The organism is Streptomyces sp. LE64, from assembly GCF_052606915.1.
Map to the genome: position 1 here is coordinate 1,007,958 of NZ_CP199708.1, position 21,256 is coordinate 1,029,213.

The window sequence follows — 21,256 nt, forward strand, 5'->3', positions numbered from 1 at the left end:
GGCGGGCGGGCCCGAGCGAGGCGGAACCTTTGATTCCGTCGAGAAGAGTGCCTGTAGGACACACCGCTGCACTAGGAGATCTCACATCTTTGGTGGATCACGGCTAGGCCGAATGATCCACGCACCGTGGATCACCCCGGCGATCGTCCGCTGCCCGGGGCGGCGGACGCCCACCGGTGACCGTGCGGTCACGACGGCGGGCGCCGCGCGCCGGGTGCGTCAGGCGAGGGCGATCAGGTCGGCGTAGTCCGCGCCCCACAGGTCCTCGACGCCGTCCGGCAGCAGGATGATGCGCTCGGGCTGGAGCGCCTCGACGGCCCCCTCGTCGTGGGTGACCAGGACGACGGCGCCCTGGTAGGTGCGCAGCGCACCCAGGATCTCCTCGCGGCTCGCCGGGTCGAGGTTGTTGGTCGGCTCGTCCAGGAGCAGCACGTTCGCCGAGGAGACCACCAGGGTGGCCAGGGCCAGACGGGTCTTCTCGCCGCCGGACAGGACGCCCGCCGGCTTGTCGACGTCGTCGCCGGAGAACAGGAACGAGCCCAGCGTCTTGCGCACCTGGACGAGGTCCAGGTCGGGAGCGGCGGAGCGCATGTTCTCCAGGACCGTGCGGTCCGGGTCCAGGGTCTCGTGCTCCTGGGCGTAGTAGCCGAGCTTCAGGCCGTGGCCCTCGACCACCTGGCCGGTGTCCGGCTTCTCCACCCCGGCGAGCAGCCGCAGCAAGGTGGTCTTGCCCGCGCCGTTCAGTCCCAGGATCACCACCCGGGAGCCCTTGTCGATGGCCAGGTCGACGTCGGTGAAGATCTCCAGCGAGCCGTAGGACTTGGACAGGCCCTCGGCGGTGAGCGGGGTCCGACCGCAGGGCGCCGGGTCGGGGAAGCGCAGCTTGGCCACCTTGTCGGACTGCCGGACGTCTTCGAGGCCGGACAGCAGGCGCTCGGCGCGGCGGGCCATGTTCTGCGCGGCGACCGTCTTGGTGGCCTTGGCCCGCATCTTGTCGGCCTGGGCGTTGAGCGCGGCGGCCTTCTTCTCGGCGTTCTGGCGCTCGCGCTTGCGGCGCTTCTCGTCGGCCTCGCGCTGCTGCTGGTAGAGCTTCCAGCCCATGTTGTAGACGTCGATCACGGACCGGTTGGCGTCCAGGTAGAACACCTTGTTGACGACCGTCTCGACCAGGTCGACGTCGTGCGAGATGACGATGAAGCCGCCGCGGTAGGTCTTCAGGTAGTCGCGGAGCCAGACGATGGAGTCGGCGTCGAGGTGGTTGGTGGGCTCGTCCAGCAGGAGCGTGTCGGCGTCCGAGAAGAGGATGCGGGCCAGCTCGATGCGGCGGCGCTGACCGCCGGAGAGGGTGTGCAGCGGCTGCCCCAACACCCGGTCGGGCAGGTTCAGCGCGGCGGCGATGGTGGCGGCCTCGGCCTCGGCGGCGTACCCGCCCTTGGTCAGGAACTCGGTCTCCTGGCGCTCGTACTGCCGCAGCGCCTTCTCGCGGGTGGCGCCCTGGCCCGTCGCGATCCGCTCCTCGTTCTCGCGCATCTTGCGGATCAGGGTGTCGAGGCCGCGGGCCGACAGGACCCGGTCGCGGGCCAGCATGTCGAGGTCGCCGGTGCGGGGGTCCTGGGGCAGGTAGCCGACCTCCCCGGAACGGGCGACGGTACCGGCGGCGGGGATGCCCTCGCCCGCCAGGACCTTGGTGAGGGTCGTCTTGCCGGCGCCGTTGCGGCCGACCAGGCCGACGCGATCACCCTTGGCGATGCGGAAGGTGGCGGATTCGATGAGGACGCGGGCACCGGCGCGCAACTCGATGCCGGAAGCGGTGATCACGGACGGACTCCTGGGCGGAATGGACGGCGAGGTGGGCAACGAGGGCGGCGACGCCGTCTAGTGCACGAGGAGAACAGCCATGGGAGGAGTCTAACGGGCGCGCGCAAGCGGATTTTCCGGCGCGACCGCGCCGCCGGGCCGGCCCCGTCGTACGGCGGGCGGACCCCCGGGGCCGGTGCCAGACTGGGCGGGGGGGGCACGCGCTTCGGCTCCGCGAACGGTTCCGGTACGCGCCCGTCGCCGAGGAGGCCGACCATGACGAGGACGAACGGTGGACCGCCCACCCTCTACCCGTCGCTGCTGTACACGGACGCGCACGCCGCGATCGAGCTGCTGACCGGGGCGTTCGGCTTCACCCGGGTCGCCGTCCACGAGACGGAGGACGGCAAGGTGGCGCACGCCGAGCTGGCGTACGGGAACGGCGCGGTGATGCTGGGCTCCCGGGGCCGCGGCGGCCGCTTCGACGAGGCGATGGCGGGTGCGGGGCCCGCCGCGACGTACGTGGTGGTGGCCGATGTCGACGCGCACCACCGCAGGGCGGTGGAGCACGGGGTGGAGGTGCTGGTGCCGCCGACCGACCAGGAGTACGGCTCCCGCGACTACCTGGCCCGGGACCACGAGGGCAACGTGTGGGGCTTCGGCACCTACGTCCCCCCGATCGGGGGGTGAGCGTCAGCCGCCGCCGGTGTGCACCTGGAAGGCGGCCCGGCGCACCGCCTTGGCGAGCGCCGGATCGGGGTGGGCGGCGGCGAGGGCCACCAGGACCTGGACGGTGCGGGGGTGCCCCACGTCCCGGACGTCCTCCAGGAGCGCCGGGACGGTCGGCCGGGGCGCGGACTCCAGGTGGCGCACGAGCAGTTGGGCCTCGCCGTGGTCGGCGACGGCAGCCGCGGTGTCGACCCAGAGCCACACCTCTTCGGCGTGGGTCAGCACGGTGTGCACGTCCTCGGGGTCCACGCCCTCTATCTCGGCGAGCCAGAGCAGGGCGTAGGGCCTCAGCGAGGGCTCGTCCCCGGCCTGTCGGACCTCCGCCTCGGCGGGGGCGCCGACCACCCGCAGGGCGTCGAAGGCGAGCCCGCGCAGCAGCGCGTCCTCGCCGCGGGCCGCCTCGATCAGCTCGCTCACGGCGCTGGACACGGTGCGGGCGGCGAGCCAGGCGCGGTACTCGGCGCGGGCCTCGCTGGGGCGGGAGCGGGCGCAGCCGCGGAGCATCGCCTCCGCGGACTGCTCGATGTTGCCGCCGGCGGGGGACTGGGCCGCCACGCAGATCTGCTCCAGCTTGACCCACACCGCCCAGCTGCCGAGCGGGGTCAGGGTGGCCTGCCCGTCGGCGCAGGTCAGCGCCCCCACCGAGGTCAGGGCGTGCAGGGCCCAGTCGAGCAGTTCGGCGACCGTCGGGGAGGCAGTCGGGTCGGCGGCCTCGCCGATCGGCTCGGGGTGCGGGCCGTAGGGGATCTCGCACCGCTCGGTGCGCAGTTCGGTGACGCGCTGCTCCAGCAGGTCGAGGAGTTGGGGCAGGGGCACCGGGCCGGCCGAGAGCTGGAGGAAGGACAGCACCTGGGGCATCGCCTCGACCACCTCGGCGACGGAGGAGGCGTCGGCGCCGCCGGGTGCGGGGTGGGCGAGCGACCAGGCGTCGAACAGGGCGACCCAGCCGCGCAGCACCGCGGAGTCGTCCCGGTCCCAGGCGCGCAGCCGCCAGCCGGGGCGGGCGCAGTCGCCGTGCACCTCGACGAGTCCGGACAGTCGGGCGGTGTCCCAGTCGGCCCGGACCCGGTCGGGGGTCAGGCCGAGTGCGGCGGCGGCCCGGGCCGCGGTCGCCGCGGACAGGTTCCCCCCGCCGTCCGGGGTGGCGGCCAGCGCGGTGGCGGACCCCTCGCCCCGGGGGCGGGGGCTGAGTTCGGTGTCGGCCCAGCGGGCGATCCGGGCGGCCCCGGCGAGGCCGGCGCGGGCGGTGCGGGCCAGTTCCCGGGGGGACGGGGTGCCCTCGGGCGGCCTCGGGGCGGGGCGGCGGGAACGCCGCTCGCCGACCGCCGGGGCGGAGGCGCTCAGGGAGCGCGGACGGACGAGTCGGAGCCTGGAGTCGCGCGGGGTACGGGACGTCACGGGGGCAGTCTTCCGGTTGACGGTCCGAAAACCCAAACGGAATGGGTGGCGAGGAGCGGGCGAACCCTCGTGCGGTGCCGCGCGAGGTGTTCGAGAGGGGGAAGCGGAGCCCTCGGGGAGGAGGGCCGCCCGGGGCGGGCGGGTGACCGTACCCTCACCGAGGGTCACGGTGCGGCGGGGGTGCGTGCGCCGGGTCAGCCGAGCGGGGTCAGGAACCGGCGCAGGGCCTCCTCGTAGCCGGCGGGGTCCGCGTTCCACATGGCGCCGTGCGGGGCGTCGGGGACGGCGTGCAGGGTGACCAGGTCGGGGCGGCTGCGGGCGAAGGCCCGGGAGAGCGCCCAGGGGGCGATCTCGTCGTCCGGGCCGTGCACGACCAGGGTGGGGACGCGCAGGTCGCGGACGTCGGCCCGTTCGCGGACCCGGTGCGGACGCAGACCGGTGCGCCCTTCGGCAGCGCGCACGGCCAGCGGGAGCAGGGCGTGGGGCACGCCGCGGGCGAGGGCGAGGGCGCGGACGGTGGCCTCCCAGTCCAGGACCGGGGAGTCCAGGACCAGCCCCACGATGCGGTCGCGCAGCGGGGAGTGGGTGGCGGCGCGCAGCGCCATGGTGGCGCCGGTGGACCAGCCGTGCACCACGATGCGTTCGGCGCCCCGGCGCACGGCGTGGCGCAGTGCGGCGTCCAGGTCGCGCCACTCGGTCTCCCCGAGGTGGCTGAGGCCGTCCGGGGCGCGGGGGGCGCCGCGGTCGCCGCGGTAGGCGAGGGAGAGCACCGGGAACCGGCTGCGGTGCAGGAAGTCCATGACCACCATCGGGTGCTCGCGGGTGGTGCCGAGGCCGTGCACCGCGATGACGCAGGTGTCCCGGGCGGAGGGCACCCACCAGGCGGGCAGCAGCCCCGTTTCGCCGGGGACCTCGACGTCCTGGTGGTCGAGGCCCAGCGCGGTGCCCGGGTCGCCGGTGTGGACCTGGGGGGTGAGCCGGACCGTGGTCCCCGGGGCGAGGGTGCCGTGGGTGACGCCGTCCAGCCGGCGGACGACGGTGTCGGCGGTGTGCGGGGCGTCGGGGACGACCGGGCCGACGACGGCGTGGACGCGGCGGCCGGTGAGGCCGTAGGTGCCGGGGCGCAGGCTGGCCAGGTCCCTGGTCAGGGTGACGCGGTCGGCGGTGACGGCGTGGACGGTGAGTCGCGGGTCGGTGGGGAGCGGGTGACCCGGGCGGGGTTTCAGGGCGGCGTCGCTGGCGAACCGTCCCGCGGCCAGGGCGAGCAGGCCGGTGACGGTCGCGGTGGCGGCGGCTGCGGTGGCGGCTGTCGCGGCTCGGGCGGTGCGCACGGTGTCCAGTGTCGGGGCGGGGGTGGGGCGCGGCCAGCGGGCGCCGCCGCGTCCCGGGCGGTTCACCCGGCCGGACCCCCCGGACGGAGCCCGCCGGACGCCCGGGAGCACCGGTCGAGTGATGTGTCTTACTTAGATCGGACAAAGAGGGTATGTGGGGCGGCGGGCCGATGAAGGGCCGTACAGTCGGATGAGACGCTGAACGGGTCATCGGCGGCGTGTGGGGCCGTTGCACGGAACCACCCGAAGCCCACCGCTCCAGCCCCCTTACCCCCCCGATCGACCGACCTCCCCATGCGGAATAAAGCTCCCTCAGATCGAGTCACCGTGATGCCTGCCCCAGTTCATCTTCCGTTAACTCAGGTTGCTTACGTTCCAACCCCCACTGACGCCCCACGGAAGCCTGGGTAAATGGAAAACATCACGCTCCTCCTCGGAATCGTGATCGTCACCGCTCTCGTGTTTGACTTCACGAACGGTTTCCACGACACGGCCAACGCGATGGCGACGACCATCTCAACTGGCGCTATGAAGCCCAAAGCGGCGGTCGCAATGTCCGCCGTGTTGAACTTGGTCGGAGCCTTCCTCTCGGTCGAAGTCGCCAAGACGATCTCTGGCGGCATGATCGACGAAGGCGGCATCCAACCCGAAGTCATCTTCGCGGCGCTCGTCGGCGCCATCCTCTGGAACCTGCTGACCTGGCTCGTAGGTCTGCCCTCCAGCTCCTCCCACGCCCTGTTCGGCGGTCTGATCGGCGCCGCCGTGATGTCGGCCGGCTGGGACTCGGTGAACGGCTCCACCGTCGTCACCAAGGTCCTCATCCCCGCAGTCGCCGCCCCCGTGGTGGCCGGCATCGCAGCGATGATCGCCACCCGCCTGACGTACAAGCTCGGCAACAACGTCAGCGACAAGGCCAGCTCCAAGGGCTACCGCGCCGGCCAGATCTCCTCGGCCGCCCTGGTCTCCCTGGCGCACGGCACCAACGACGCCCAGAAGACGATGGGCATCATCACCCTCGCCCTGGTCACCGGTGGCGCACTGGCCCCCGGCTCCAACCCGCCCATGTGGGTCATCGTCTCCGCCGGTGTCGCCATCGCGCTCGGCACCTACCTGGGCGGCTGGCGCATCATCCGCACCATGGGCAAGGGCCTGACCGACCTGCAGCCGCAGCAGGGCTTCGCCGCCCAGTCCAGCGCCGCCACGGTCATCCTCGCCTCCTCGCACCTGGGCTTCTCCCTCTCCACCACGCAGTCCTGCTCCGGCGCCGTGATGGGCGCGGGTCTGGGCCGCAAGGGCGGAGTGGTCCGCTGGTCGACCGCCACCCGGATGTTCGTCGCCTGGGGTCTGACGCTGCCGGCCGCCGGTGTCGTCGGCGCCCTCGCCGAACTCCTCACCAAGCAGGGCCCCTGGGGCGTCGCCGCGACCGCGGCACTGCTGGTCGGCGGATCGGGTGCGATCTGGCTGCGCTCCCGCAAGGAGGTCGTCGACCACACCAACGTCAACGACGTGGACGACGAGCCCGCGGGCGTCGTCACCACCGCCATGGCCGCGGTCACCCCGCCGCCGGCCGGCGACACCACCGCCGTCACGGGTGACCTCTCGGTGACCCTCCCGGCGGACCCGAACAGCCCCTCGACGGAGTCCGCGCCGCGGACCGCCAAGGTGTAAGGAACCCCCAATGAAAATCGACTGGGCAGCACTCGGCTCCGTCTTCGGAGTCAGCCTCGTGGTCACCGTGGTCCTGGTGGGCCTGTTCACCCTCGGCCTCGTCGGACTCTCCAAGCGGGAGGCCGCACTCGCCGGCGACGGACACGCCAAGGGCGGTTCGGCCGCCATCGCCACCACCGGCGCCGTCGCCTGCTTCGCCCTCTGCGTCGCGGCCGTCGCCTACGGCATAAACCTGATCGTCGCCTAACCCCCCAGGTTGCGATCTCCGGTCCGGTCGGTCACCGCCCCCACAGTGGTGACCCACCGGGCCTTCGTCGTGTGTGGGGCTTCACACACTGCCCCGCCGCAGGTCAGCGCGCGGTTGACGGGTGTTCTCGGGGCGTGGTGGACTGCCCGGGCCATTACGGCGGCAGCAGAGAGGAAGCCGGTGCGAATCCGGCGCGGTCCCGCCACTGTCACCGGGGAGCGCTCCCCCGCACCACACGTCACGGCCGTCACGCGGCTGGAAGACCGGGGGCGACGCCGATCCGGGAGCCAGGAGACTCTCGCGGTCGTCTCCGTCGACCCGGGGCGCGGACCCCGAGTGAGGACACAGCGATGCCGGGGCACCCGTCTGCCCGTCCCGCGCCCCACGGCACGGGACCCCACGACCGTACGCGGGCCCGCCGACGCCCGGCGGGCTGAGCCGATGCGGGCCGGGCGCACCTTCGCCTACGGCGCCACCGCCGGACTGATCGGCGACCTCCTCCTCGGCGACCCCCGCCGTGGACATCCGGTCGCCGCCTTCGGTCGTGCTGCGGGCGCCCTCGAACACCTCCTCTGGCGCGACCACCGCGGCTGGGGCGCACTGCACACCGCGCTCTGCGCCGGAGGCGCGGCCGGCGCCGCCGCCCTGGTGGCGCGCGCCGCCGCCCCCTCGCGCACCGCCTCGGTCGCCCTGACCGCCGCCGCCACCTGGGCGGTGGTCGGCGGGACCAGTCTCGGCCGCGAGGCCGCGGCCGTCGGCGCCGCCCTCGCCGTGGGCGACCTCGCCGCGGCCCGACGACGGCTGCCGCACCTGTGCGGACGGGACCCCGAGGCCCTGGACGCGGACGGCATCGCCCGGGCCGTGGTCGAATCCGTCGCCGAGAACACCTCCGACGCCGTGGTCGGCGCCCTGGTGTGGGGGGCGATCGGCGGGGTGCCCGGACTCGTCGGCTTCCGCGCCGTCAACACCCTCGACGCGATGGTCGGCCACCGGTCGCCCCGCCACCGCCGCTTCGGTTGGGCCTCGGCGCGCCTGGACGACGTGGCGGGCTGGCCCGGGGCCCGGCTCACCGGAGCCCTGGCCGTGGCGGCCGGGGGCGCCCCGGCCGCCGCCGCACGGGCCTGGCGCGCGGACGCCCGACGCCACCCGAGCCCCAACGCGGGCGTGGCGGAGAGCGCGTTCGCGGGTGCGCTCGGCGTCCGCCTCGGCGGCACCCTCTCCTACGGCGGGCGGGTCGAGCACCGGCCGGTGCTGAACGGGGACGGGCGGGCCGTCACGGTGGCGGACATCGACCGGGCGGTGCGGCTGTCGCGCCGGGTGGGTTGGCTGACGCTCGCGGTGTGCGTGGCGGGACGCGGGGCGCTCGCGGCCCGGCGCACGGTCACGGGGAAGGGACGGTAGGGGTGCTGCGGGGCGGACTGCTGGTCGCGGGGACCACCTCCGACGCGGGCAAGAGCGTGGTCACCGCCGGGATCTGCCGGTGGCTGGCCCGCCGGGGCGTCAAGGTCGCCCCGTTCAAGGGGCAGAACATGTCCCTCAACTCGTTCGTCACCCGGGACGGCGCCGAGATCGGCCGGGCCCAGGCCATGCAGGCGCAGGCCGCCCGGGTCGAGCCGAGCGCCCTGATGAACCCGGTGCTCCTCAAGCCCGGCGGGGACCGCACCAGCCAGGTGGTGCTGATGGGGCGTCCGGTCGGGGAGATGAGCGCGCGCGGCTTCTTCGGCGCGCCGGGCGGCCCCGAGGCAGGCCAGCCGGTGCCCGGGGGCCGCGAGGCGCTGCTCGACACCGTCGTGGGGTGCCTGGAGGAGTTGCGCGCCACCCATGACGTGGTGGTGTGCGAGGGCGCGGGCAGCCCGGCCGAGATCAACCTGCGGCGCACCGACATCGTCAACATGGGCGTCGCCCGGGCCGGCCGGCTGCCGGTGCTGGTGGTCGGCGACATCGACCGGGGCGGGGTCTTCGCCTCCTTCTTCGGGACGACGGCGCTGCTGGCCCCCGAGGACCAGTCCCTGGTGGCCGGCTACCTGGTCAACAAGTTCCGCGGCGACGTCTCACTGCTGGAGCCGGGCCTCGACATGCTGCGCACCCTCACCGGCCGTCCCACCTACGGGGTGCTGCCGTTCCAACACGGGCTCGGCATCGACGAGGAGGACGGGCTGCGGGTGTCGCTGCGGGGCACGGTGCGCGAGTCGCCGGCCGGCGAGCCGCACGGCACCGAGGTGCTGCGGATCGCGGTGTGCGCGGTGCCGTTGATGTCGAACTTCACCGACGTGGACGCGCTCGCCGCCGAACCCGGGGTCACCGTCCGCTTCGTGGACCGGCCGGAGGAGACCGCCGACGCCGACCTGGTGGTGGTGCCCGGCACCCGGGGCACGGTGGCCGCGCTGCGCTGGCTGGAGCGGCGGGGGCTCGCCGAGGCCCTGCGGCGCCGGGCCGCCGAGGGGCGGCCCGTACTGGGGATCTGCGGCGGCTTCCAACTGCTGGGCGAGGGCGTCGAGGACGAGGTCGAGTCCCGCGCGGGCACCGTCGAGGGCCTCGGACTGCTGCCCGTACGGGTGCGGTTCGCCGTCGAGAAGACCCTGGCCCGCCCCTCGGGCACGGCCCTGGGCGAGCGGGTCGACGGGTACGAGATCCACCACGGCGTCGCCGACGTGCTCGGCGGCGAACCCTTCCTGGACGGCTGCCGACGGGGCTCGGTGTGGGGCACCCACTGGCACGGCTCGCTGGAGTCGGACGGCTTCCGCCGGGCCTTCCTGCGGCAGGTCGCGGCGCAGGCGGGGCGCGGTTTCGTCCCGGCGCCGGACACCTCCTTCGCCGCCCTGCGCGAGGAACAACTGGACCGCCTCGCCGATCTGATCGAGCGCCACACGGACACCGACGCCCTGTGCGAGCTGATCGCCGCCGGGCCGCCGCCGGGTCTGCCGTTCGTCCCGCCGGGCGCCCCGTGAGACGCCCGGCCCCGCCCCGACCCGGCCCGTCCGCCGGGCGTGGCCGTTCCGCACCGACCGAGACCGCTGAAGACTGGGAGGACCACGGGTGACCACCCCGTATCCATTCACCGCCATCGTCGGCCAGGACGACCTCCGGCTCGCGCTGCTGCTGAACGCCGTGTCGCCCGCGGTCGGCGGCGTCCTGGTGCGCGGCGAGAAGGGCACCGCGAAGAGCACCGCGGTCCGGGCGCTGGCGACGCTGCTGCCCGAGGTGGCGGCCGTCGCCGGCTGCCGCTTCTCCTGCGACCCCGACGCACCCGACCCGAACTGCCCGGACGGCCCGCACGGGGCGGGCCCCCGGGCCGGCCGGCCGGCCCGGATGGTGGAACTGCCGGTCGGCGCCTCCGAGGACCGGCTGGTGGGCGCCCTGGACATCGAGCGGGCCCTCGCCGACGGGGTGAAGGCGTTCGAACCGGGCCTGTTGGCCGAGGCCCACCGCGGCATCCTGTACGTGGACGAGGTGAACCTCCTCCACGACCACCTGGTGGACCTGCTGCTGGACGCGGCGGCGATGGGTGCCTCGTACGTGGAGCGGGAGGGGGTCTCGGTTCGGCACGCGGCCCGGTTCCTGCTGGTCGGCACCATGAACCCGGAGGAGGGCGAGCTGCGTCCGCAGTTGCTCGACCGGTTCGGGCTGACCGTCGAGGTGACGGCGTCCCGGGAGCCCGAGCAACGGGTGGCGGTCGTCAAGCGGCGCCTCGCCCACGACGACGACCCGGTGGGCTTCGCCGCGGGCTGGGCCGGGGAGGAGTCGGCGCTGCGCGAGCGGATCGCGGCGGCCCGGCTGCTGCTGCCCGCGGTGCGGCTGGGGGACGGCGCGCTGCTGCGGATCGCGGCGGTCTGCGCGGCCTTCGAGGTGGACGGGATGCGCGCGGACATCGTGATGGCCCGGACCGCGACGGCACTGGCCGCGTGGGACGGGCGGACCGAGGTCCGCACCCAGGACGTCCGGCAGGCGGCGCTGTTGGCGCTGCCGCACCGCCGGCGGCGCAACCCGTTCGACGCCCCGGGCCTGGACGAGGAGAAGCTCGACGAGGTGCTGGACGGCTTCGCGGACGAGGAGCCCGAGCCGGACCCGCCGGCCGGACCCGAGGGACCCGAAGACCCCGACCGCGGGCCGGACGAACCGGGCCCGGACGGCCCCGAGGGCGGCCCGGACGGTCCGCAGGGCGGGCCCGGCGCACCGCCCCCGCCGCGGGAGGCGCCGGAGCAGGCTCCGCCCGCCGAGACGCCCGAGGCACCCGGGGCGCCGGCCGGGCAGCCGGTGGGCGTCGCCCCCGAGCAGCCCGCGGCGGCGGCCGGGGAGCCGTTCCGCACCCGGACCCTGACCGTGCCCGGGCTCGGCGAGGGCGCCGCCGGCCGACGTTCCCGGGCCCGTACCGAGCACGGCCGCACCATCGGGGACCGTCGTCCGCGCGGGGCGCTCACCAAGCTGCACCTGTCGGCGACCGTGCGGGCGGCCGCCCCGCACCAGCACGCCCGCGGCCGGTCCGGCCCGGGGCTGTTGGTGCGCCGGGACGACCTGCGCCAGGCCACCCGGGAGGGCCGGGAGGGCAACCTGGTGCTGTTCGCCGTGGACGCCTCCGGTTCGATGGCCGCACGTCGTCGGATGAGCGCCGTCAAGGGCGCCGTGCTCTCCCTGCTGTTGGACGCCTACCAGCGGCGGGACAAGGTGGGGTTGGTGACCTTCCGCGGCGCGGACGCGGCGCTCGCCCTGCCGCCCACCTCCTCGGTGGACACCGCCGCGACCCGGCTGGCCTCGCTGGCCACCGGCGGCAGGACCCCGCTCGCGGACGGGCTGCTACGCGCCCGCGAGGTGCTGCGGGTGGAGCGGTTGCGGGACCCGGCGCGCCGGGCACTGCTGGTCGTGGTCACCGACGGCCGGGCCACCGGCGGGGTGGAACCGGTGCGGCGGGCCGCCCGGGCGGCCCGGCTGCTGGCCGCCGACCGGGTCGCCTCGGTGGTGGTGGACTGCGAGTCGGGTCCGGTGCGGCTGGGGCTCGCCGGCCGGCTGGCCGCCGACCTCGGCGGGACGCCGGTGACGTTGGAGGAGCTGCGGGCCGATGCGCTCGCGGGACTGGTCAAGGACGTACGGGGTGCCGCGGGCACCCGGGGAAGGGCAGCGTAATGCCACAGGGACAGCCGTCCGTCGTGCCCCAGGACGGGCTCACCACGCGTCAGCGCCGCAACCGGCCGCTGGTGATGGTGCACACGGGCATCGGCAAGGGCAAGTCGACGGCGGCGTTCGGGATGGCGCTGCGCGCCTGGAACCAGGGTTGGCCGATCGGGGTGTTCCAGTTCGTCAAGTCGGCGAAGTGGAAGGTCGGCGAGGAGAACGCGCTGCGGGTGCTGGGGGCCAGCGGCGAGGGCGGCACCGTCGACTGGCACAAGATGGGAGAGGGTTGGTCCTGGATCCAGCGGGCGCCCTCCGCCGCCGCCGAGGGCGCCGACCCGGCCGACTCCAACGCGGTGAACGCGGCGAAGGCGCGCGAGGGCTGGGAGCAGATCAAGCGCGACCTGGCGGCCGAGACCTACCGGCTGTACGTCCTGGACGAGTTCGCGTACCCGCTGCACTGGGGGTGGATCGACGTGGCCGAGGTGGTCGCGGTGCTGCGGGAGCGGCCCGGCAACCAGCACGTGGTCATCACCGGCCGCAACGCCCCCGCCGAACTGGTGGCCTTCGCCGACCTGGTGACGGACATGTCGAAGGTGAAGCACCCGATGGACGCGGGCCAGAAGGGCCAGCGGGGCATCGAATGGTGAACCGACGATGATCGACGTGCCGCGGCTGGTCGTGGCCGCGCCCGCCTCGGGCAGCGGCAAGACCACCGTGACCACCGGACTGATGGCCGCGTTCGCCGAGCGCGGGCTGCGGGTCTCCCCGCACAAGGTCGGGCCCGACTACATCGACCCCGGCTACCACGCCCTGGCCACCGGCCGCCCGGGGCGCAACCTCGATGCGTACATGTGCGGCCCGGAGCGGGTCGGCCCGCTCTTCGCGCACGGCGCCCGGGGTGCCGACCTCGCGGTGGTGGAGGGGGTGATGGGCCTGTACGACGGGGCCTCCGGGCAGGGCGAACTGGCGTCCACCGCGCAGGTGGCCAAACTCCTGCGGGCGCCGGTGGTGCTGGTGGTGGACGCCTCCTCGCAGTCCCGTTCGGTGGCCGCCCTGGTGCACGGCTTCGCCTCCTTCGACCCGCAGGTGCGGATCGGCGGGGTGATCCTCAACAAGGTCGGCTCGGACCGGCACGAGGAGTTGCTGCGGGACGCCCTGGAGGAGGCGGGCACGCCGGTGCTGGGTGCGCTGCGCCGCGCCGAGGGCGTGACCACCCCGTCCCGGCACCTGGGGCTGGTGCCGGTGGCCGAGCGGCACCGGGACGCGACGGCGGCGGTGGCCGCGATGGCCGACACGGTGCGCCGGGGCTGCGACCTGGAGGCGCTGCTCGCGCTGGCCCGCACCGCTCCCCCGCTGTCGGGGGTGCCCTGGGAGCCGAGGCCGCCGGTGGTCCCGGCGGCGGGGCGGCGGCCGGTGGTCGCGGTGGCGGGCGGCGCCGCCTTCTCGTTCCTGTACGCGGAGCACCCGGAACTGCTCACCGCGGCGGGGGCCGAGGTGGTCGTCTTCGACCCGTTGCGCGACGAGCGGCTGCCAGAGGGCACCGCGGGGCTGGTGATCGGCGGCGGCTTCCCCGAGATGTACGTGGGCGAGCTGGCCGCGAACGGGGCGCTGCGGGCCGAGGTCGCCGCCCTGGCCGCGGCGGGCGCCCCGATCGCCGCCGAGTGCGCGGGCCTGCTGTACCTGGCCCGCTCGCTGGACGGGCGGCCGATGTGCGCGGTGGTGCCCGGGGAAGCCCGGATGTCGCAGCGGCTGACCCTGGGCTACCGGGAGGCGGTGGCCGTGTCGGACAGCGTGCTGGCCGCGGCGGGCACCCGGCTGCGGGGCCACGAGTTCCACCGCACGGTGCTGGAGCCGGGCGCCGGCCCCACGCCGGCGTGGGGGCTGCGCACCCCCCGCGCCCGGGTGGAGGGCTTCGTCCTGGGCGGGGTGCACGCGAGCTACCTGCACACCCACTGGGCCGCCGCGCCCGAGGTCGCGGGACGGTTCGTGGCGCACTGCGCGGCGTGGCGGGACGCGGCGGCGCGGGAGTCCTCGTGCGCGGGGTGAGCCGCCGCCCGGCGTGCGCCGGCTCAGTGCCCGGCGGCGCCGACCACCAGCCACATCAGTGCGGCCCCGGCGACCGTGCACAGCAGGGTGGAGCGGGCCGGGTGGCGGTGGCTGGCCTCGGGCAGGATCTCGGCCGCGGCGATGTAGAGCAGGACGCCGCCGAAGAACGCGAGGTAGCCGGCGAGGACCGGCGCCGACACGGTGAACAGCAAGGTGGAGGCGGCGCCGACGAGGGGGGCGCAGGCATCGGCGAGGAGCATGGCGAGGGCCTTGCGGCGGTCGTTGCCGTAGGCGCTGGTGACGGTGTAGGTGTTGAAGCCGTCCGCGAAGTCGTGGGTGATCACGGCGATCGCGACGCTGATCCCCACCGCGGTGTCGACCTGGAACGACGCCCCGATGGCCACCCCGTCGGCGAGGCTGTGGCCCACCATCGCGGCACCGGCGCCCAGCCCGACCTGCGGCACGTGCTCGGGGTCGTGCGCCCCGTGTTCGGCCTGGCGCAGGGCGAGCAGGCGTTCCACCACGTGGGCGCCGAGGAAGCCGCCGACGAACAGCAGCAGCGCCAGCGGGACCCCGTGCACCCGCCGTGAGGCGCCCTCCAGCGCCTCGGGCAGCAGGTCGAAGCCGACGACGCCGAGCATCAGGCCGCCCGCGAAGCCCAGCACCAGGTGTCGGCGGTCCACGACGCGTTGCGCCGCCAGGCCGCCGACCAGCGTCATCACGAACGAACCCAGCGCTACGAGCACGACCATGGCGCCTTGCTAGCGGATGCGCGGGCCGGACGCACGCACTCCGTTCCCCGGTCACCCGACCGGCCCGCCCCTTCGAGAGGAACCCGTCATGGTCCCGTCCGCGCCCCCGGCCCCGTCCGTCCCCCCGCTGCGCTCCGGGGGCGGGGACCGGGCGCGCCCCGGGCGGGTGGTGGCCGGGGTCGGGGCGGGCCGCGGGGTGACCGCGGACGAGGTGCTGGCGCTGGTGCGGGCCGTGTTGGCGGAGGCCGGGCTGGACCGGGACGCCCTGGGGGCGCTGGCCACCGTGGACCGCCGGGCCGGCGAGCCCGGCCTGGTGGGGGCCGCCCGGCGGCTGGGCGTGCCGCTGCGGGCGTATCCGGCGGCGGAGTTGGCGCGGGTGACGGTGCCGCACCCCTCCCCCGGCACGCTGGCCGCGGTGGGCACGCCCTCGGTGGCGGAGGCCGCCGCGCTGTCGGCGGGCGGCGAACTTCTCGTGCCCAAGCGGAAGTCGGCGCCGTCCGACGGCAGGTCGGTGCGGGTCACCTGTGCGCTGGCCCGGCTCCCGGGCGAAGGGGCGCCGGGCGCCGCGCCGGACGATCACGACCTGCGCCACCACGGCGACGCGGAGGTCCGCGACGGGGGACGGGACCTGGTCGACCTCGCGGTGAACGTGCGCACGGGCACCCCGCCGGCGTGGCTGCGGGAGCGGATCGCCGGCTCGTTGCCCGGGCTCGCGGCCTATCCCGACGGGCGGGCCGCCCGGGCCGCGGTCGCCGCCCGGCACCGGGTGGCGGTCGACCGGGTGCTGCTCACCGCGGGCGCCGCGGAGGCGTTCGTGCTGCTCGCGCGGGCGCTGTCGCCGCGCCGGGCGGTAGTGGTGCACCCCCAGTTCACCGAGCCGGAGGCCGCGTTGCGGGACGCCGGGCACCGGGTGGAGCGGGTGCTGCTGCGCCCGGAGGACGGGTTCCGGTTGCGGGACGGGGCGGTGCCCGCGGACGCGGACCTGGTGGTGGTGGGGAACCCGACCAACCCGACCTCGGTGCTGCATCCGGCCGAGGCGCTGCTGCGGCTGGCCCGGCCGGGGCGGACGCTGGTCGTCGACGAGGCGTTCATCGATGCGGTGCCCGGGGAGCGGGAGGCCCTCGCGGGGCGGGAGGTGCCCGGGCTGGTGGTGTTGCGGAGCCTCACCAAGACCTGGGGCCTGGCCGGGCTGCGGGTGGGGTACGTGGTCGCGGAGGCGGGGACGGTGCGGGCGTTGGAGCGGGCCCAGCCGCTCTGGCCGGTGTCGACGCCGGCTCTGGTCGCGGTGGAGGCGTGCCTGTCCGAGCGGGCGCTCGCGGAGGCGGCCCGGGTCGCCGGGGAGGTCGCCGCGGACCGGGCGCGGTTGCTGGCGGGGCTGGCCCGGCTCGCCCCGAGGGGGGTGCGGGTGCACGGGGTGGCGCAGGCGCCGTTCGTGCTGGTGCGGGTGGACGACGGGCCGGGGGTGCGGGAGCGGCTGCGGGGGGCCGGGTTCGCGGTGCGGCGGGCGGATACCTTCCCGGGGTTGGGGCCCGACTGGCTGCGGGTGGCGGTGCGGGACGCCGAGGTCTGCGCGGCCTTCCTCGCCGCGCTGGAACGCGCCCTGTGACGGGCTGAGCGCGGCCCCCGGACCGGTGTGCGGAACGGTCCGGGGGCCGCGCGGTCCGGGTCAGGGCTGGCGACGGGCCCTGCGGGTCAGGTAGAGCGCGCCCGCGCCGCCGGCCACCAGCAGGGCGGCGCCTCCGGCGAGGTACGGGGTGGTGGAGCTGCCGCCGGTCTCGGCGAGGTTCTCCCCGGGGCCCGTCTGGGGCTTGGTGCCCGGCTCCTCGGGCTTCGCCGGCTCCTCGGGCTTGGCAGGCTGCTCCGGCGCCTCGCTCGGCTCGGGCTTCGCCGGCTGTTCGGCGGGGGCGGCCGGGGTCGCGCAGGTGGCGCCGGCCAGGGTCACCGTTCCGTTCACCTCGGCGACGTTGAGCTTCAGCGGGTTGACCGACACCTTCAGTTCGAGCGCCGTCGCGGCGGCGGTGCGGGAGGTGGTGGACCGCTCAGAGAGGTCGATCCGCACCTCGCCGACTCCGGGGACGGCCACCTCGGTGACCCCGCCGGCGGTCAGGGTGACCTTCTTGCCGAGCACCGTGACGTGGCCGAGTACGTTCGCCTCCGCCACCGGCTGCCGGCCCACCGCGCAGAGCGCGCGGGCGGTGACCTTCTCCACCTCGATCAGGGACAGCAGCGGCAGTCCCGGCAGGTTCACCCGGGCCCGGGCCAGGTTGGTGAACCCTTCGGCGCGGGCTTCCTCGACGGTGGCCCTGGCCTGGGCGACGTCGGCGCGCAGCACGGTGAAGGGCTTGCCGCCCTCCACTCCGTCGAGCGTGGCGGTGAGTGCGGTCTTGTCGGCGCTGGCCGGCGCCTGGACGTCGTTCAGGGAGACCGCGAGCGGGACGTTCACGGTCTTGTTGAGCAGGGAGACGTCGAGCCCGGTCCGCAGCACGACGGCGCTCGCCTTGCCCTCGTCGCCGGTGGCGTGCGCGGTGGACGCGCCCACCAGGGTGGCGGGCGCGGCGGCCAGCACGGTGGCGGCGACGGTCGCGCCGAGGCGGCGCGCGGGCAGGCGGAAGGCATTGCTGTTCAAGGTGGTGGGACCCCCACGAGAGACATTCGGAAAGGCGACGGCGGGATCGCTCGGCAGCCCGCACCGGGAACCGGGCGGGCGGCGACCGTGCCGTACGAGTGAATCCTCACGCACCGAGAGTGAACGGGCGGCAACCTGGCGTGAGTTCACTCCAAAGGGGGGTTTCCGTCCCTGTGTTTGATTGCGCTCCCACGAGCGCCCCCTCCGGGGCCCGGCCGCGCCGGCGGTCCGTCACCGGGAGGGGCGGGCCGCCCCCGGTCCGGGCGACGGTGCACCGCGGCCGGCTGACGGCCCGTCAACCGGCCGCCCGGCGACGGGCGACGATCGGCTCAGCCGACGATCCGCCCGCGGAGCACCACGCGGCGGGGCGCGGCCAGCACGCGGACGTCCGACCGGGGATCGTCCCCGTACACGACGAGGTCCGCCGGGGCGCCCTCGGTCAGCCCCGGGCGCCCCAGCCACTCCCGGGCGCCCCAGGTGGTGGCGGAGAGCGCCGCGAGCGGCGGGATGCCCGCCGTGACCAGTTCGGCGACCTCGGCGGCGACCAGGCCGTGCGCGAGCGAGCCGCCGGCGTCGGTGCCGACGAAGACGGGCACCCCCGCGTCGTAAGCGGCACGGACCGTGTCGTAGCGGCGGGCGTGCAGCCGGCGCAGATGGGCGGACCAGCGGGGGAACTTGGCCTCGCCGCCCTCCGCGAGCCGGGGGAAGGTGGCGATGTTGACGAGGGTGGGCACGATGGCCACCCCGCGCTCGGCGAACAGCGGGATGGTCTCCTCGGTCAGCCCCGTCGCGTGCTCGATGCAGTCGATGCCCGCCTCCACCAGGTCCCGGAGCGAGTCCTCGGCGAAGCAGTGCGCGGTGACCCGGGCGCCCAGCCGGTGGGCCTCGGCGATCGCCGCGGTCACGGCGTCACGGGGCCAGCAGGCCGCCAGGTCCCCCGCCTCCCGGTCGATCCAGTCCCCGACGAGCTTGACCCAGCCGTCCCCGCGCCGGGCCTCTTGGGCCACGTAGGCGACCAGGTCGGCGGGCTCGATCTCATGGGCGTAGTTGCGGATGTAGCGGCGGGGGCGGGCGATGTGGCGGCCGGCCCGGACGATCCGGGGCAGGTCCTCGCGGTCGTCGATCCAGCGGGTGTCCGAGGGCGAGCCGGCGTCCCGCAGCAGCAGGGCACCGGCCTCCCGGTCGGCCAGCGCCTGCCGTTCGGCCGTCTCCGGGGGCACCGGACCGTGGGCGTCCAGGCCGACGTGGCAGTGCGCGTCCACCAGACCGGGCAGGGCCCATCCGGTGACGGTGACCGCCTCCCGGACGGCCCGGGGCCGCTGGTAGGTGACCCGCCCGTCGACCACCCACAACTCGTCGCGGACGTCCTCGGGGCCCGCGAGCACCCGCCCCTTCACGTGCAGCACCGGCTGATCCGTCATACCGGCAGCCTAGGGTCATCCCCCGCGCGCGCCGCGCCCGGTTACGCTCGTGGCCGCCCGGGAACCTTCCACGGGCGTTCGATGACCCGGAAAGAGCACGCCGTGACGCATCCCCTCCTCGACGACCTGGCTCCCCTGACCGCCGACCGTTTCGCCGCGATCGAGCGGCAGGTGGCGGGGTTGCTGCACACCGCGCAGGACGTCGTGATCACCCAGGGCGAGGCCCTGTTGCCGCTGGAGGGGTGCATCCGCGGCGCAGCGGGCCCGGGCACCACCGCACTGAACGTCATCACCGGCCCCTACGGCCAGACCTTCGGCGACTGGCTGCGGGACTGCGGGGCGAAGGTGGTGGACCTGGCGGTGCCCTACCACGCCGCGGTGGCGCCCGAGCAGGTCGAAGAGGCGCTGGCCGGCCACCCGGAGATCGACTTCGTGTCGCTGGTGCACGCGGAGGCGGCGACGGGGAACACCAATCCGGTCGCGGAGATCGGCGAGGTGGTGCGCCGGCACGGGGCGCTGTTCATGCTGGACGCGGTGGCCTCGGTGGCCGCCGAGCCGCTGCTGACCGACGCCTGGGGCGTGGACCTGTGCGTGATCGGGGCGCAGAAGGCGATGGGCGGGCCGGCCGGGGTGTCGGCCGTGTCGGTGAGCGAGCGGGCCTGGCGACGGATGGCGGCCAACCCGCGGGCGCCGAGGCGTTCCTACCTGTCGCTCCTCGACTGGAAGGAGCGGTGGATCGACGCGGGGCGCCGTGGACTGCCGCACGCCCCCGCGCAGTTGGAGATGCTGGCCCTCCAGGCGTGCGTGGAGCGGATCGAGGCGACGGGGCCGGAGGTGGTGATGGAGCGGCACGCCGCCGCCGCCCGCGCGGTGCGCGCCGGGGCGGTGGCACTGGGTGTCGGCCTGGAGCCGTACGTCCACGAGGCCCGGCACGCGGCGCCGGTGGCGACCACGCTGCGGGTGCCGGAGGCGGTGGACGCCTCCGCCGTGGTGGCCCGGGCGCTGGACCTCGACCCCGGGGTGCCGTTGGTGGCCGGCGGCGGGACGCTGGCCCAGGAGATGGTCCGGGTCAACCACTACGGTCCGAACGCCTCCCCCGAGGTGGTCGAGCGGTCCCTGGCCGCACTGGGCGGGGCGCTCGCGGACTGATCCGCGCGCCGGGCGGTGCGGGCCCCTCGCACCGGCGGTGCGGGGCCCCTCGCGGGCGGCCGCACCGCCCGGCTTCCCGGCCGTCGTGCGCCCCGGACGTCTTTCCGACGAACCGGGTTGCCTCGATCCGGAATATGAATGCGGAATTGTTTTTCGAACGGCGGACCCCCACTCTCCTGCCCGGCCTTCCCGAGGTTAAACGCCAAGATTTCATCACCGTTCATCGGGTCGATTCTTGAGCGAATTCACGCCTCCCGATCTGTGACCCATTCCACATCAAGCCCGCTTTGCCCCGATAAATACCAGGCAAAGCGGGCTTTTTGCTGCCCGCTCCCGCGCCGTACGCGCCCGCGCGATAACACATCGCTCCGATCTCCGTAACCCCGCCGAGCCATGCAATCCCAAGAATTGGTCGGTAAATTAAATCCGCATGACCGCTGCACAAGCAGATCAGCGCACCCGTTTCCAGGAAATGCCCGTCGGATTGCGGATCGACCGCCCGGAAGTGGCCGACGGGGCCGCCCTGTGGCGGATCGCCCGGGACACCCGCACGCTCGACCTCAACTCCTCGTACAGCTATCTGCTGTGGTGCCGGGACTTCGCCGACACCTCCGTGGTGGCGCGGGACGAGGCCGGCCGGCCGGTCGGCTTCGTCACCGGCTACATCCGCCCCGCCCGCCCCGACACCCTGGTGGTGTGGCAGGTGGCCGTCGACGCGGCGCACCGGGGACGCGGACTCGCCGCCGCCCTCCTCGACGGACTGGTCGCCCGGGTCGGCGCCCACCGCGCCCCGGCCCCGGTCGCCCTGAACCGGGTGGAGGCCACCGTCACCCCCGGCAACACCGCCTCCGAACGGCTGTTCACCTCCTTCGCCGAGCGGCACCGGGTGCCGCTCACCCGTGAGGTGCTCTTCGCCGCCGGGGCGTTCCCCGGGGGCGACCACGCTCCGGAGGTCCTCCACCGCATCGGACCGCTCGGCACCTGAG

The 21,256-nt window shown here is 75.2% G+C and carries 17 protein-coding genes and 1 riboswitch; of the genes, 11 read left to right on the forward strand and 6 right to left on the reverse strand.

Going from position 1 to position 21,256, the window contains the following annotated elements; translation table 11 throughout:
* Window positions 1-219: 219 nt before the first annotated feature.
* Window positions 220-1,818 (reverse strand): ribosomal protection-like ABC-F family protein, encoded by a 1,599-nt coding sequence (gene abc-f / locus ACSMX9_RS04495; protein WP_351244255.1) that lies wholly within the window; start codon window positions 1,816-1,818, stop codon window positions 220-222.
* 255 nt (window positions 1,819-2,073) lie between these two features.
* Here abc-f and ACSMX9_RS04500 point away from each other — a divergent pair, with 255 nt between their 5' ends.
* A complete protein-coding gene (locus ACSMX9_RS04500; protein WP_351244257.1) occupies window positions 2,074-2,487 on the forward strand; it encodes a VOC family protein in 414 nt (137 codons plus the stop codon).
* Window positions 2,488-2,490: 3 nt separating this feature from the next.
* Here the strand turns inward: ACSMX9_RS04500 and ACSMX9_RS04505 are convergent, their stop codons facing one another.
* Complete coding sequence (locus ACSMX9_RS04505) at window positions 2,491-3,924, reverse strand: hypothetical protein (protein WP_445400136.1); 1,434 nt, start codon at window positions 3,922-3,924, stop codon at window positions 2,491-2,493.
* 194 nt (window positions 3,925-4,118) lie between these two features.
* Complete coding sequence (locus ACSMX9_RS04510; protein ID WP_445400138.1) at window positions 4,119-5,255, reverse strand: alpha/beta hydrolase family protein; 1,137 nt, start codon at window positions 5,253-5,255, stop codon at window positions 4,119-4,121.
* A gap of 411 nt (window positions 5,256-5,666) precedes the next feature.
* Between ACSMX9_RS04510 and ACSMX9_RS04515 the strand changes: the two genes are divergently transcribed.
* The 7 genes from ACSMX9_RS04515 (at window position 5,667) to ACSMX9_RS04545 (ending at window position 14,322) form a co-directional block, all read left to right on the forward strand.
* Window positions 5,667-6,923, forward strand: coding sequence for an anion permease (locus ACSMX9_RS04515; RefSeq protein WP_445400140.1), 1,257 nt, complete (start codon window positions 5,667-5,669; stop codon window positions 6,921-6,923).
* Window positions 6,924-6,933: 10 nt separating this feature from the next.
* The gene (locus tag ACSMX9_RS04520; protein ID WP_445400142.1) at window positions 6,934-7,170 is read left to right on the forward strand and encodes a hypothetical protein; all 237 of its coding nucleotides are present in this window, start codon (window positions 6,934-6,936) and stop codon (window positions 7,168-7,170) included.
* A 171-nt stretch (window positions 7,171-7,341) separates the two neighbouring features.
* A riboswitch (cobalamin riboswitch) is annotated at window positions 7,342-7,467 on the forward strand.
* A 144-nt stretch (window positions 7,468-7,611) separates the two neighbouring features.
* Window positions 7,612-8,571, forward strand: a complete 960-nt coding sequence (locus ACSMX9_RS04525; protein ID WP_445400144.1) for a cobalamin biosynthesis protein — start codon at window positions 7,612-7,614, stop codon at window positions 8,569-8,571.
* A gap of 5 nt (window positions 8,572-8,576) precedes the next feature.
* Window positions 8,577-10,118: a cobyric acid synthase gene (locus ACSMX9_RS04530; protein WP_445402888.1), complete on the forward strand. Its 1,542-nt coding sequence runs from the start codon at window positions 8,577-8,579 to the stop codon at window positions 10,116-10,118.
* Between the two features lie 88 nt (window positions 10,119-10,206).
* Complete coding sequence (locus tag ACSMX9_RS04535; protein WP_445400146.1) at window positions 10,207-12,288, forward strand: putative cobaltochelatase; 2,082 nt, start codon at window positions 10,207-10,209, stop codon at window positions 12,286-12,288.
* Window positions 12,288-12,923, forward strand: a complete 636-nt coding sequence (gene cobO / locus ACSMX9_RS04540; protein WP_445400148.1) for a cob(I)yrinic acid a,c-diamide adenosyltransferase — start codon at window positions 12,288-12,290, stop codon at window positions 12,921-12,923. The genes ACSMX9_RS04535 and cobO overlap by 1 nt, the downstream gene beginning before the upstream one ends.
* Window positions 12,924-12,930: 7 nt before the next feature.
* Window positions 12,931-14,322: a cobyrinate a,c-diamide synthase gene (locus ACSMX9_RS04545; RefSeq protein WP_445400150.1), complete on the forward strand. Its 1,392-nt coding sequence runs from the start codon at window positions 12,931-12,933 to the stop codon at window positions 14,320-14,322.
* Window positions 14,323-14,345: 23 nt separating this feature from the next.
* Here ACSMX9_RS04545 and ACSMX9_RS04550 read toward each other — a convergent pair whose 3' ends face one another.
* Complete coding sequence (locus ACSMX9_RS04550) at window positions 14,346-15,074, reverse strand: ZIP family metal transporter (RefSeq protein ID WP_351244275.1); 729 nt, start codon at window positions 15,072-15,074, stop codon at window positions 14,346-14,348.
* A gap of 88 nt (window positions 15,075-15,162) precedes the next feature.
* Here ACSMX9_RS04550 and cobC point away from each other — a divergent pair, with 88 nt between their 5' ends.
* The gene (gene cobC / locus ACSMX9_RS04555; RefSeq protein WP_445400152.1) at window positions 15,163-16,680 is read left to right on the forward strand and encodes an Rv2231c family pyridoxal phosphate-dependent protein CobC; all 1,518 of its coding nucleotides are present in this window, start codon (window positions 15,163-15,165) and stop codon (window positions 16,678-16,680) included.
* 60 nt (window positions 16,681-16,740) lie between these two features.
* Here the strand turns inward: cobC and ACSMX9_RS04560 are convergent, their stop codons facing one another.
* Both ACSMX9_RS04560 and ACSMX9_RS04565 read right to left on the reverse strand, forming a co-directional pair.
* Window positions 16,741-17,700, reverse strand: coding sequence for an SCO1860 family LAETG-anchored protein (locus ACSMX9_RS04560; RefSeq protein WP_445400154.1), 960 nt, complete (start codon window positions 17,698-17,700; stop codon window positions 16,741-16,743).
* Window positions 17,701-18,029: 329 nt separating this feature from the next.
* On the reverse strand, window positions 18,030-19,121 hold the full coding sequence (locus ACSMX9_RS04565) for an amidohydrolase family protein (protein ID WP_445400155.1): 1,092 nt from the start codon (window positions 19,119-19,121) through the stop codon (window positions 18,030-18,032).
* A gap of 102 nt (window positions 19,122-19,223) precedes the next feature.
* On the opposite strand from ACSMX9_RS04565, the gene ACSMX9_RS04570 reads away from it, so the two are divergent.
* The gene (locus tag ACSMX9_RS04570) at window positions 19,224-20,270 is read left to right on the forward strand and encodes a pyridoxal-phosphate-dependent aminotransferase family protein (RefSeq protein WP_445400156.1); all 1,047 of its coding nucleotides are present in this window, start codon (window positions 19,224-19,226) and stop codon (window positions 20,268-20,270) included.
* Window positions 20,271-20,700: 430 nt separating this feature from the next.
* On the forward strand, window positions 20,701-21,255 hold the full coding sequence (gene ectA, locus ACSMX9_RS04575; protein WP_445400158.1) for a diaminobutyrate acetyltransferase: 555 nt from the start codon (window positions 20,701-20,703) through the stop codon (window positions 21,253-21,255).
* The last annotated feature ends 1 nt before the right edge of the window (window position 21,256 follow it).

Coding starts and splice junctions, on each gene's coding strand:
- ACSMX9_RS04525 (WP_445400144.1), top strand. CDS start 7,612: ATGCGGGCCGGGCGCACCTTCGCCTACGGCGCCACCGCCGGACTGATC.
- cobO (WP_445400148.1), top strand. CDS start 12,288: ATGCCACAGGGACAGCCGTCCGTCGTGCCCCAGGACGGGCTCACCACG.
- ACSMX9_RS04515 (WP_445400140.1), top strand. CDS start 5,667: ATGGAAAACATCACGCTCCTCCTCGGAATCGTGATCGTCACCGCTCTC.
- ACSMX9_RS04500 (WP_351244257.1), top strand. CDS start 2,074: ATGACGAGGACGAACGGTGGACCGCCCACCCTCTACCCGTCGCTGCTG.
- ACSMX9_RS04550 (WP_351244275.1), bottom strand. CDS start 15,074: ATGGTCGTGCTCGTAGCGCTGGGTTCGTTCGTGATGACGCTGGTCGGC.
- ACSMX9_RS04565 (WP_445400155.1), bottom strand. CDS start 19,121: ATGACGGATCAGCCGGTGCTGCACGTGAAGGGGCGGGTGCTCGCGGGC.
- ectA (WP_445400158.1), top strand. CDS start 20,701: ATGACCGCTGCACAAGCAGATCAGCGCACCCGTTTCCAGGAAATGCCC.
- ACSMX9_RS04545 (WP_445400150.1), top strand. CDS start 12,931: ATGATCGACGTGCCGCGGCTGGTCGTGGCCGCGCCCGCCTCGGGCAGC.
- ACSMX9_RS04520 (WP_445400142.1), top strand. CDS start 6,934: ATGAAAATCGACTGGGCAGCACTCGGCTCCGTCTTCGGAGTCAGCCTC.
- cobC (WP_445400152.1), top strand. CDS start 15,163: ATGGTCCCGTCCGCGCCCCCGGCCCCGTCCGTCCCCCCGCTGCGCTCC.